11 protein-coding genes are annotated in these 11,931 nt (G+C 37.0%); 1 reads left to right on the top strand and 10 read right to left on the bottom strand.

What is annotated here, in order from left to right; all coding sequences use genetic code 11:
- The first annotated feature begins 26 nt into the window (after positions 1-26).
- A complete protein-coding gene (mscL, locus tag FZ954_RS02910; RefSeq protein ID WP_125381811.1) occupies positions 27-413 on the top strand; it encodes a large conductance mechanosensitive channel protein MscL in 387 nt (128 codons plus the stop codon).
- A 253-nt stretch (positions 414-666) separates the two neighbouring features.
- Here mscL and rpsU read toward each other — a convergent pair whose 3' ends face one another.
- The 10 genes from rpsU to FZ954_RS02855 all read right to left on the bottom strand — a co-directional run bounded on the left by rpsU (position 667) and on the right by FZ954_RS02855 (position 11,926).
- Positions 667-843: a 30S ribosomal protein S21 gene (gene rpsU, locus FZ954_RS02900; protein WP_000048054.1), complete on the bottom strand. Its 177-nt coding sequence runs from the start codon at positions 841-843 to the stop codon at positions 667-669.
- A gap of 337 nt (positions 844-1,180) precedes the next feature.
- Positions 1,181-2,545 (bottom strand): ISLre2 family transposase, encoded by a 1,365-nt coding sequence (locus FZ954_RS02895; protein ID WP_148876914.1) that lies wholly within the window; start codon positions 2,543-2,545, stop codon positions 1,181-1,183.
- A 216-nt stretch (positions 2,546-2,761) separates the two neighbouring features.
- Positions 2,762-3,625 (bottom strand): Fic family protein, encoded by an 864-nt coding sequence (locus FZ954_RS02890; RefSeq protein ID WP_148876912.1) that lies wholly within the window; start codon positions 3,623-3,625, stop codon positions 2,762-2,764.
- Positions 3,626-3,689: 64 nt separating this feature from the next.
- Entirely contained in the window at positions 3,690-3,917 is a 228-nt protein-coding gene (locus FZ954_RS02885; protein WP_148876909.1) for a hypothetical protein, read from the bottom strand.
- 52 nt (positions 3,918-3,969) lie between these two features.
- Positions 3,970-4,776: a ParA family protein gene (locus FZ954_RS02880; RefSeq protein ID WP_148876907.1), complete on the bottom strand. Its 807-nt coding sequence runs from the start codon at positions 4,774-4,776 to the stop codon at positions 3,970-3,972.
- Between the two features lie 149 nt (positions 4,777-4,925).
- Positions 4,926-5,324 (bottom strand): hypothetical protein, encoded by a 399-nt coding sequence (locus tag FZ954_RS02875; RefSeq protein WP_148876904.1) that lies wholly within the window; start codon positions 5,322-5,324, stop codon positions 4,926-4,928.
- 88 nt (positions 5,325-5,412) lie between these two features.
- Entirely contained in the window at positions 5,413-7,089 is a 1,677-nt protein-coding gene (locus FZ954_RS02870; protein WP_148876900.1) for a helical hairpin domain-containing protein, read from the bottom strand.
- Positions 7,080-7,448, bottom strand: a complete 369-nt coding sequence (locus FZ954_RS02865; RefSeq protein WP_148876897.1) for a plasmid mobilization protein — start codon at positions 7,446-7,448, stop codon at positions 7,080-7,082. Before FZ954_RS02865 ends, FZ954_RS02870 begins: the two co-directional genes overlap by 10 nt.
- A gap of 218 nt (positions 7,449-7,666) precedes the next feature.
- Complete coding sequence (locus FZ954_RS02860; protein WP_148876894.1) at positions 7,667-7,975, bottom strand: hypothetical protein; 309 nt, start codon at positions 7,973-7,975, stop codon at positions 7,667-7,669.
- A gap of 48 nt (positions 7,976-8,023) precedes the next feature.
- On the bottom strand, positions 8,024-11,926 hold the full coding sequence (locus tag FZ954_RS02855) for a PBECR4 domain-containing protein (protein WP_148876891.1): 3,903 nt from the start codon (positions 11,924-11,926) through the stop codon (positions 8,024-8,026).
- Positions 11,927-11,931 lie beyond the last annotated feature (5 nt).

Raw genomic sequence — 11,931 nt, 5'->3', positions numbered from 1 at the left:
AAATTATTTTTTGAAAGGAAAAGAAAATGTTAAAGGATCTTAAAGAATTTTTGCTACGCGGTAACGTGATTGACTTAGCAGTCGGGGTTATCATTGCGAATGCTTTCGGAGCAATCGTTAACTCATTGATTACTGACGTTATCACTCCCCTCTTCCTCAACCCAATTTTGAAAGCTGCACAATTAGAGCAAATTTCTCAATTGAAATGGAACGGAGTAGCTTATGGTAACTTCTTGAGCGCTGTGATCAACTTCTTGGTAGTCGGTACTGTTCTCTTCTTCATCGTTAAGTCTGCTGAAAAAGCACAAAGCCTTGCTAAAAAGAACGAAGAAGCTGCTGAAGAAACACCAGCTGGACCAACAGAACTTGAAGTTCTACAAGAAATCAAGAGCTTGCTTGAAAAACAAAACTAATATCAAAACAGAGGCTGGGACAAAAGTCCTAGCCTCTCAATTGTCTTTGGATTGTCGAGCAAGACGCAGTGGTTGAGTGGGCTCTACTACGCTGATTTCATCAGCTTTTACAGCCCTACTCAACTGTGCGGAGGTGGGACGACGAAATCGAATTCTAACGAATTACCGATTTCTGTCCCACTCTCTGTTTTATTATACGCTTTCCATCCAAAAGAAAAAAACAGCCAAATCGACTGTTTTCTCATTCTAGTTATTAGAATTTTTTACGTTTACGAGCTGCTTCTGATTTGCGTTTGCGTTTTACAGAAGGTTTTTCATAGAATTCACGTTTGCGTGTTTCTTGAAGAGTACCAGCTTTAGTAACCGCACGTTTGAAACGACGAAGAGCATCGTCAAGAGATTCATTCTTACGTACTACTGTTTTTGACATTTTTTTCACTCCCTTCAAGTCCAAGATCTATTCTATTCTACACGCAAAATGGATAAATGTCAAGAAAAAAACTGCCATAGTATGTGTCTGGATTTTTGAGATTTCAAAAAAACATATTGAAGATGAGTAGAATAAAATAAGGCTAAACAATTTTACTTGCTCAGCCTTGACATCTACTAAAATTTCTGATAGTATTAATCTTACTGATAAACAAGCCCAAATTGTTTATCTTTATGAGAGGTACGTTGCTGCGTGCCTCTTTTTAACTATAAGAGTATTATACATCAATCACTCTTAAAAGTCAAGAAATTAAGCTGTTTTTAAGCTTTTTTTCTAATTATTTTTTTACTTTTTTATTAAGAAATCGATCCCGTTCTCTATGCCTATGACCCTTCCATGAAGCATCAACCATCAGACCTAGACTCCGAGGAACTTTATTCATTTTTTCTTTTATCTTTGCACCGCTCATTCCTTCTGAGCGGTATTTTTCATACTCTTTTCTCCAATTCCCGAAAAACAGATCTCTTATCTGCTTATCTGATAACAATATGATATGCGACATCGTATCCGCATGTTCAATAGACCAATACATTCCTCGATTTTTCATTCGATAGCTAATTTTCCGGTGCTGACTCTCCATAATCCCTAAGCTGTCTATTTCTATATTTCTTTGTTTAGGGCTTTGAGTGTATTGAAAATTTAGTAAGATCCTTTTCTTAAAACTTATAAAACTTTCAAACTTCTTCTCATCCTGGGTATTCAAAACTAGTGCTTCTAGAGTATCAAGAGCACTTTTAAGCATTTTTTTACTGCTATTCTTTATTGCTTCCAAAAAACAATCATAAAGCTCACTTGAATAAGAATAAACTGACTTTTTTATTTCCATATTCAAATGAAATCGATCCCAAAAATGCTCATGATTCTTTATTTTTAATCCTTTTGCTATTTCTTGGAAAATATAAGGTGTATAGCCATGTCCCATATCCGAATTTGTCACCAGCAAAGTGTCTTGATTAATTTCAAAATGATTATAAATATAATCAATAACTTTCTCTCTAGCAATTCGATTATTTTGAGATACAATTTCAACCTTATTTTTTAATATAGTCCTTTTACCTTTTCGTTCAGATCCGGTGTGAATGACAAAATGCGCTATGTCTTTGTTTCTTCGTTCTTTTTCTTGCTCAGTGACCTTTAGCCATAAGCCATCTCCTTCAAGATAAATGACAGGTACCTCGATTTTTTTAAGCATCTTGCCCTCTTTGTAAAATCGATAATCTTCCTTTTCCGCTAAAAGCTCATCCGAAAATTTAATAGCTTTTAAGACGGTGTCTTTTGTGATATAAATCTGGTACATCAGCTCAATCACTTCCACAACTTTCCGGTAGGGCATCATCGTAGCAAGTCTCGTAATTTGATAAAGTAACTCTTTTGAGTAAGCAGCTCGCTTCTCTAATCCCAGCTTTTCATCCACTGGAATTCGACACTTCCCTTTTTTATACCACCTTTTTCTAGCAAAAGTGACTTGGCCAAAAGTGAAGGTCACTGTTCTTTCAGCATAATTTACAAACTTATATCCTCTAGCACGCATAATCGGAGAGATATAGTTGTCATAATCACTTACAAATTTATGAAAGCCTTCTAAGTTTTTCTCTTTAAATTTCTCAACAAAATCTCTTTCATCAATAATCTTCGTATCCAAACTAAAAATACTCCTGGACTAAAATAATCATACTAAGAAATTATAATTATTTTGGTCCAAGAGTTCAAATTTTCTATTTCAGAGTAAAATAAAAGCCTGGTATAAAACCAGACTCAAGGTGGTTGTTAGGGTTATCACCTCACAACTAGTATAGCATATTTTGCAATAAAAAGAATGAAGATTCTTTTGCGATTATAGTTATATTTATAACTATATTTATAAATATAAACCTTTCTCTTCTTTCAGATGGCTATTTTGAGGCTGATCTTCTTCTGACTTTTGCTTAAACTGAGCTAATTTCTCTGAGAATTTATCTGACTTTTTTATAAAGTCACCAGCTTTCTCATCATTGATAGCCCCTTCAAATCCTTTATTTTTGAGATAATTCGTATAAAAATGCTGCTCCGATTGAAAATAATCAAATAACGGCTGTCTGTTGTCTTGAACCTGAAACGCTTCAAGTGCTGAATAGTAAGTTGCCTTATTAAGATCGTCTACAATTAGGGGTGTAAGACCTTCTTTCAAACACTGTTTATACAAAAGCAACCGACCAATTCGACCATTGCCATCTGCGAAAGGATGGATTCTTTCAAACTGTGCATGAAAGCTTGTTAAGTAATTCAAATCTTTCTGTTCTTTTAAGTCATAACCAGTCAGCAAAGAAAGCATCTCATCTTCAGTTTGTTCGACAGAAGCTGTCGCAATTTTTCCCACCTCATTTTGTAAAACTTTATAACGACCAACTGGAGCTATCGGGTTATGCTCAGAACTTGTTCCACTTTTTAGAATCCGATGCAGTGCTTTAATATAGTCCTCTGTCAGCGGCTCGTTAACGGTATCTAAGATATAATCAAAGCACTTGAAATGATTATTCATTTCTACCAGATCATCAATTTTGATTCCTTTAGCATCAATATTTGCGATCGTCTTTGTCTCATAAATTAAGCTAGTTTGTTCTTCTGTCAGACGACTCCCTTCGATTCGGTTAGAATTATAAGCAAAGCGTTTCTGTGTGATGTCATAAATACCACCATGTACTTTTCCTTCTCTCTCTGCCAAGAGTCTCGTGATTAAATCCATAATTTCTCCTTATCACAATCAGATATAATTATATTTATAAGTATAATTATATCTGATTTTTTGATTATAAACTCTCCAACCATTTATCAAGATAATCTGAAGCCGACTTTGCACCAGCTGCTTTAGCCACTTTATCCAGTTTCTCTCGATTGCTAGGTTTCAGAGTGAATTGAAACTGCTTCTTGCGCTCAAAGCTTTCAAACTCAACCGCAACTCCATTTGGAGTCCGATCAGGTTGGCTGCTCGCTTCAATGATCTGTGATATTTCTTTTTCCTTAGGGGTAAATGCCATAACGATCTCCTTCTAATTATATTTATAATTGTATTTGTGTTTATAAATATAATTATATTGTATCATAAATTTTTGAAAAAGTCTGCTCCAGCTCAGTGAAAAACTTTTTGTGTTTTTGATAAAGCTCAGGATTGTCCTCCATATCTGCAATAGAGATTTTATCAATCGTGGAATGATTGAATAACTCTTTTGCTGGTACAATCCCTAGAAGGTTATCTGTTCCCTTTTCTTTAGCTTCAAGTCCCAGGGCTTCCAGTAATTCTCTTGATGATCCATAGTTTGGTCGGATCATATTTGCTAAGAAATATAACTCAGCAGTAATGTATGATTCTCTTGTACGATAGTCAATCACATCCTTTCTGAATGCTTCTAACCGAGTTGATAGATTGAATTTGGCATTATAACCAAACTCTGAAGGAGTCAAGGGACTAATAATAGCGTGACTGACCGCAACAGCATTTTTAGTAGCTGTCGCAAAGTCTGGCCTACAATCAATCAAGATATAGTCAAACTGATCCAAGTTCTTCTTTTCGTAGTTATCCTCTAGCCAAAGATAAAGTAACATATTTTTCTTATCGCTGTTCTCCAGATCTCGTTCCACTGAGTCCAGCTGAACTGAACCTGGAATTAGACAGATATTTTCCTTGACTTGCTTAATATCCACATCGCCTCCTTTAAAAGCATTGGCAATTGTATTCTTGCTCTCGTACATATTGTAACACTGAGTCAAATTACACTGATGATCTAGATCAATCAAAAGCACTTTATGACCTTTCTTGGAAAGCCATTCAGCATAATTAAAAGTTAAAGTTGTTTTCCCAACACCGCCCTTAATAGCGGCAAATGTAATAATTTTCATTTGATATCCTCCTGAAACTGATACTCAACAATCTTATTTTTCGAGCTTTCAATCAAAGCTATTTTTTTCCACTCATTTTTAGTATGTTTTACTTTCCATAGCGGAATAAATCCAAATAACAATAACCTACCGACATAGAGCGTATTGTCTTAGGTACCTTCTAGCCAATGATATAACAGGTCACTTTTAACGTTAGCTACAATCTCACAAGAAATACATTCAGTAGGCGAGAAATATTCTGCAATAAGTAAACTTAAAATTCTATACCATAGTTCTTCATAATTTTCAAAGACATATTTCCAAAAATAGTCGCCTTTTAGACGATCTCCTATCCAGCCCCAAAATCGTATTTTCTTTTCCATAAGTCGAACCTCGATTGCCATTGTGCGACTTTTTGAAAATTCAAAAACGATTCTGTTCTCATTACCTTTCTCTAGGCTACCATCAAAATAAACAATCCCTAATAATTTCAAGGATTCCTTAAGATTCCCCTCTTTGGCTACATTCTCAACTTGGTTTTGAAAACCATAAACGTCAGAAATATCCATCGTCTTCCTCCTGTTTTTCTATACTTCTATTATACCACTATAATTATATTTGTAAATATGTTTATAATTATATTTATATTTATTTTTTTCACAATGAAGTTTCTCTATCCTTACGCTGCTCCACATTTTTCTCAATGTCTTGATGTAGCTTACAATCTTTTGTAATTGCTTCTACTCGTTGATACAAAGCCTGGCGTTCAAAGGTAGCCTCTTTAACAAGTTTATCAATCTCAGCTTTGCGAGTGCTAGGATCTACTCTCAAGTCTTTCAGAATAGAAACAGCTAGTTTCACTTCCTGAGGATTGCTTGATTCCAATGCAAGAAATGCAGACTGAATTTTATTAAGCTCACCCAAGCGTTGATCTAATTTATCAAGCAAGTTATCTACTTCTTCTAGTTCTTCTTCAAAACGATTTAACAATTCATCAAATTGCTGTCCTTCTGTCACTCCATGAGCAGATAGATAATTATATTCACGAACAAGCTGATCCAAACTGGAGATTTTCGGATTTTTCCGGACAATCATTTCTCCGTTATCATACGACAACTGAGAAGCGACTGTTTCTCCCTTCATGTAACGATTCTTATCAGCGTGTTCAGGATTAACAAAATAGTAGAAGTCATTTTTTCTGATAAAAATTTCATAAGAGCCATCTTCTGCTTTTTCAATCTGATGAGCTGGAATAAGAATGGTTCCCTTATTTCTAATCCCAAATTCCATTTCAAGATAGATCCCATTTTTTGTTTCTTCTAACACCTGCCATTCTTCAACTGTGATTTTCATTTCAAAATCATCTTCTCGCTCCGCCACCATCTTTTCATATTCAGATTTTATTTCATCGACAGAGAAAGTCACTTCGTTAGTAAGAACTCTCTCAGAGATTTTATCCAAAGAATAATTTCCTTTTTTTGACAAAGTACGATCACGGACATTTCTAGTTTGATCTCGATCAGCCAACCGGTACTTTACTTCTTTGCCTGTCGTATCAAGAGTAAGATCTAAAGCCTGGGCTTTGAGTTTAAAATCCTCAAGGGAAGTTGATTGTTGCAAAAGAAAATCCAATCGAGATTTAATCTCATAACGAAAAGAATTTTTCTTTCGATAAGCATGATAGGATTTTCGATTAGTCCACAATCGCTCTTTTAAAATTTTAGCTCCAGCAAGATCTGCATACTTGTTTGAAATATTGAATAAGCTTCTAGCAGTATTTTTCTGCCAGCGAAATTTATTTAAGGTTACAGAATTAGTAGAATTGAAAATGATGTGGTTATGAATATGACCTTTGTCCATGTGGGTCGCTATGACAAATTCATGTTGACCGCCAGTCAATTCTAAAATTGTTTTCCGGCCAATCTCATGAATTTCTTGTGGACTCAAATCGTCTTCAGGAGAAAATGATTGGATGATATGATGAGCCAAGACACGATTCGGATTTTGAATATCGGATAATTCTTTTGTCCCCATTCGCTGAGCCGCATTCTTTTTTGTCAAAAGAAATTCTTCTGTCGCTGTTCTAGCATCTGTGATGCCATAAGTAGAAACAAGCTGCTTGACCACCCGTCCATCTTTGACGACTGCTGGAAATTCTAGATGATCATCTTGTTCTAAGAGACTCGTTTTCGATGGATTCTCAATATAGCGTAAAGCATTAGTTAGACTTTTTGTATCGGTCAGTTCAACTGTCTTGGCTTCATCCTCAATATATTTTGTCGAGCGGCCCAAGGAAGCCACTCCTTTTATCTGCAGGACTTTTGTTACAACCATCGCTCTTGTTCCTTTGTTTGATTTTCCTGTTTTTGGATAAATTGATTGACTGTATCTTTCAAATATTTTTGTAGTTCAAGAATCTGACTCAACTCATTTAGACTAACCTGGTCATCTTCGTTTACCTTTTTTGCAATCTGATTGACATTGACTCCAATCCGATTTATTTCCTTACGTAGCTCTCTCAATTCTTCAAAATTTAAGATTTTGACCTCGCCCATAATCAACATAATTCGGGCAAAGGAATTAAAATTCGTCATTCCAGATTCTAAAACTTTGGTCGAAATAAACCGAGCCTCTTCTTCTGTCAATCGGATTTTTTTCTGGATCATCCGTTTTCGTTTCTCTTCACTTTTCAAAAATAGCCACCTCCGTTCTGGCATTTTTCGCTTGAGGCCCTCGGTCCCTTTTCTTCTGGCAAGATTAGCACTTGGGTACCCAAATGCTGTTTTTAAAAAGGTCAGAGATGGTCAGCTTCTAAAACTGACCATTCTTGACTTTTTAAATTTTTGGGGAAATCCCCAATCCCCTAATCCCTGCAGGCAGGAATTTTTTCTATCACGAGGGAAAAGTTTGATTAAACTTTTAGATATTCCAACAGAAGATCTAGTGTATCAACGAGTTTCATTTTAAGCATTTCATCTCTTAGTTGTTCGAATCTTTCATCACTCATTCCCTCAATTTCTTGAAGTGCAACTAGATATATTTTTACTTCCTCTAGTTCATAGTTTGATTTGATCCGCATATCTCTACGAACAATGTAGATACATTCTTTGCGAGAAATGTGCTGGTTCACCTCATCAATTTTTGGTGAATCTGTCTCGCTATTCTCAAAGAATATATCCATCAAAATATCAAAGGTTTCTTGTTTTAGATTTTCAATCATCTTCCGTTTCTCCTTTTTTGTTTTTCTTCCGACGAATCAGCGCCTCCATTAGCGAGGGCTGCTCAGGGACTTTTTTTCCTCCACCTGCTTTACAGCCTCGACCTTTTGATTACTCAGCTTCTCAGATTGTTCTTTTGCCTGCTGGAGTTTATCTGCAAATTTATCTTTTACAACTGTTTTATTTTTCACCAATTCCAACTTTGCATCCATTCGATCAATCAAACTTTTTGCTTCTTTTTGGACAACCTGCAGTTGCTCTACCATATCTTCGAAGCCATTTTTATCTTTAGACCAAATGGCCAAATATCCAAAACTGTAGCTCCTAGTATCAAAACCAAAATGACTGGCTACAACATAGGCGACACTCTCCGCTTGCAATTCTTGCTTGCGGTATTGGTCATCACCATATTGTGCATTGGTTCCTTTGTGTAAATCGGCATGAGCCATTTCATGGAAAATTGTTTTTAGAATATGCTCTTCCCCCTTCAATTTTTTTGAAATGACAATTCGGTTTTCGTTTGGAGAGTAATAGCCACGAGTATTCTCTCTTTTAATTTCTTCAAAACTGATGGGAACCTGATTATCCATAGAAACAGCTTTAGCAGCTCGATACAAATCTTCATAATCTTTGACACTTCCGGTCAATTCATGAATGGCTTTTGGTAATTCTTTTCCTTCTGTTTGGGAAACATCAAAGACATTTCCTAATTTAAAGCGAGTAACAGTGATCTCCTTCTGATCCATTTCATTTTCAGATGGTGAAAAATTCAACTCTTTTTGATTTTCAGGAATTTTTGTTTTCACTTGATAAGGCACCCAAATTTTCAGAGCTTTAGCTCCCTTTTTGACCGTTCTATCAAAATCAGTTTTCCATTTATTGAAACTCGCAACTTGAGTCACATTTGAATTTTGCATCTTAAGCAAATGAATATTATTGAGTGAGTAATTGTGAAACTTGCTCATCGTATCTAAGAAAGATTTAAACTGATCTGAATCCAGATAGTTCTTCATTCCTTCTTTCAAGTGTTCAGCTAGAGCCTTTGTATCTTTTTCTGCAACCATTTGAGATATGCTTCGTTCCGAATTTTTAGTGGCGACAGCTTCTGTAATAATAGCTCCAGCTGCTACCTCAGCATCTATTCGCCTTTCTCGCTCTTCTTGCTTTTTATGAAGATTAGAAGCAGCATTATAAGGATCTGTCCCCTGCAGCATCTCATCAGAATTTGAAATGCCATCTCCGTCCAAGTCTCGATCCATCTCATCCTTCCGATTATGCTGGTGAATTTTTTCTTCAGAGCTTGGAAGAGTTCGTTCAGGGTTATCTTGAATCATTTCCTCTTTAGAATTTGTTTCTTCAAATTCTCGTCTTTGTAAATTTTCCATCATTTCCTTGCCGCCATCAGCAATCAGCGCTTCATTGATTGATAGCTGCTCTATGTGCCCATCCCGTTCTCGGTAAACACCAAGAATAGGGATTCTATCCACTGTCTCCAGTTCTTTGACCAGCTTTGTCCTGGACTGAAAGACTGACACTGGGATATAATTATCCTCTTCCAGCTCTTTAAACAGCAAAATAATATCTTTATCATCAGACTTGATGAGGCTGTCAAAACGGCCATTATAACGCCGAAGATCAGTTAAATCATCAAAATAGAAGGATGTGCTTTCTGTTGCGACTGAAAGATCTGATAACACTTTGAGCTTGTCAAAAGCTGCATCATTGTTGGCCAAAAGAATATTATCAAAGCGTCCGTTTCCTTCTGCAAAGTCACGCAAGGTTTTTTCCGGTGTCTGCCCTGGTCCGATGGGCTTAATCCCTGTTAAGTGCATGAAGTGTTTTTCTTCAAAATTCACTTGAACAGTCTTATCAGGAGTGACATAATAAACCTTAGAATTAGCCAATTCATCCAAATAATACTGCGCTGCATTCTGTATAGTTTGACTACGAATTGGACGATTCAATTTAGCTAATTCATGCGAGGAAATAGAATGATAGTGGCCATCATTAGTTGACTGAAACTCTTCATTTATGCTAAAATATAATAAATGAGAGGATAACGTAGGGCGACTGGTAACAGAGCGTTCAAAGGTACCAACTTCTGGTACGGGTGTGGGACTGCCTTCAGCCTTGGGCTGTAAAGACCCCTGACTACCATTGGTCCTCTCATTTTTTTGATACTCTGAATTCACATTTTGCTCTTGAGACTTCCCAAGAGCTTTTTCTATGCTCTGATTTTCTTCCAGTGCTCTACTAGAATCTCCAAGAGGATTGGAAGGTTTTTCAAAGGTTACTGTTTTATCTGAATCAATAACCATCTGTTTTTTAGGCTCTACTGAAAAGCTGATATTATCCCAGTTCTGCTTCAGCCATTCCGCATCTTCTGGAGATAGATTGCTAGTATCTGGAGTCAAGGATGATTTTTGAGTCTCATTCTCACGTTTCTCCTGATTGGACAACAACTTGTTTACTACCTCTTTTTCTTCATCCGTATTAGGGCGATATTTAGGAGATAGTTCAAATCTCCCTTCCTCCGTCAATTCTAAAGCAACTCGACGTAGCCCTTTTACGAAGTAGATATTTGGCTGCTTAGCCCACCGCTTGACCTCTCCAGAATCAATTAGAGCCTGTGTTTCCGGTTGAATCACTAATCTATCAACTTTATCTTGAATAGCTTCTAGGCGTTCTGATTTATACTCAGCCCTAGCTTCGTGTACTTCCGACATACTATTTCCCCTTTCTTTCTCTTGATCGATGATTCTTGTATATTCCTGATGGACTTCTTCCTTTGTCAGTTGCTTAGCTGAGACAAAGGCTTTTACATCATCTGCAGTTAGCTCTTGCGCTTTTGCGAGAGCTATTTCTTTTGAAAAATAGCCCTTGTAATGCCAGGACTCTTCGTCTGCGCTGTAAACATGCACCAGCTCATTAGGAGATTCATTGCCTCGCTTCAGGAAATCATTCCAATCCTCCTTTTCCTGATCAGCCTGTAGGATTGGAGGAATGGCAATTTGGACTGGAATCCCTTTTTCCTGCAGGCGAGTAATAAAATTCTGCCCTGCAGCATCATTATCTACAGCCAGCGTAATCATATCCTGATGCTGGCCGTCTTTGAAATAATCCGTTGTGTTGACGACAGTTTCTAGAGCTTTTCCAGTATTCTGATCTACTTGGTAGGCTTTACCGTTCATCTCCGCATATAGCTCCATAAAGCGCCTACTAATAATCCCTTCTTTAACACCATCCATAGCAACTAGTCGGACATCTTGAAGCTTATCTTTATGAAGTTCATAGTAGCTCATTAGATCAATTGGAGCTTCCGCAAAGACCAAACGCTCAGGTTTCCCAATATCCACTGAAAAGCCCAGTTGCCCGTCTGAGTTTCTCATAATTTGTTTCAGACGGCCACGTTCCGGATAATGAACCCGGTTTTCCACCACTCCCTGAAGACTAGCTCCAGCTAAAAAGCCCGTGTTATCCTTATACTTAAAGACAATCACGGGCTCAAAATAATCTCCCTTTTTCCGAGTAGCTTCCGTCATGCTACCCTGACTTAAAAAGAAATCAATCGTATCATCTGAAAGACCTCTCTGGTCCCTCAGATAGCTTCTGGAAGCCTTGAAATCTGGATGCTCATATCTTTCTAAGCTATAGCGAAAAGGCTCTTTGGGACCTATCTGAGCAGCCAAATCCACCTTCTTAAATTCTCCTGTTTCCAAGAAGTGCATCGCTTCCTTGTAAGTAACCCCCTGGATAGTTTGAACTAGCTGAATGACATCCCCAAATTCTGATCGAGAATTCCAATGAAAGTCATTCTTCCTTACATCGATGACAAATGAATCGTGTTCTTTCCATGTATAGCTATAGTTCCCCGTGCGCTTTAACTCCATTCCCAGCTGTTCCGCAACAGAAAGGATAGATAGATTTTTAGCCGCTTCTTTCGTTAATGGCATCTGTT

It is taken from the genome of Streptococcus sp. Marseille-P7375 (assembly GCF_902460365.1).
Taxonomy (GTDB): domain Bacteria; phylum Bacillota; class Bacilli; order Lactobacillales; family Streptococcaceae; genus Streptococcus; species Streptococcus cristatus_I.
This window is presented reverse-complemented; position numbering and strand designations above follow the sequence as displayed.

What these genes read in the sequence shown, in the direction of transcription:
- FZ954_RS02875 (WP_148876904.1), bottom strand. Translation starts at nt 5,324, where the DNA reads ATGGATATTTCTGACGTTTATGGTTTTCAAAACCAAGTTGAGAATGTA.
- rpsU (WP_000048054.1), bottom strand. Translation starts at nt 843, where the DNA reads ATGTCAAAAACAGTAGTACGTAAGAATGAATCTCTTGACGATGCTCTT.
- FZ954_RS02890 (WP_148876912.1), bottom strand. Translation starts at nt 3,625, where the DNA reads ATGGATTTAATCACGAGACTCTTGGCAGAGAGAGAAGGAAAAGTACAT.
- mscL (WP_125381811.1), top strand. Translation starts at nt 27, where the DNA reads ATGTTAAAGGATCTTAAAGAATTTTTGCTACGCGGTAACGTGATTGAC.
- FZ954_RS02885 (WP_148876909.1), bottom strand. Translation starts at nt 3,917, where the DNA reads ATGGCATTTACCCCTAAGGAAAAAGAAATATCACAGATCATTGAAGCG.
- FZ954_RS02870 (WP_148876900.1), bottom strand. Translation starts at nt 7,089, where the DNA reads ATGGTTGTAACAAAAGTCCTGCAGATAAAAGGAGTGGCTTCCTTGGGC.
- FZ954_RS02855 (WP_148876891.1), bottom strand. Translation starts at nt 11,926, where the DNA reads ATGCCATTAACGAAAGAAGCGGCTAAAAATCTATCTATCCTTTCTGTT.
- FZ954_RS02880 (WP_148876907.1), bottom strand. Translation starts at nt 4,776, where the DNA reads ATGAAAATTATTACATTTGCCGCTATTAAGGGCGGTGTTGGGAAAACA.
- FZ954_RS02860 (WP_148876894.1), bottom strand. Translation starts at nt 7,975, where the DNA reads ATGATTGAAAATCTAAAACAAGAAACCTTTGATATTTTGATGGATATA.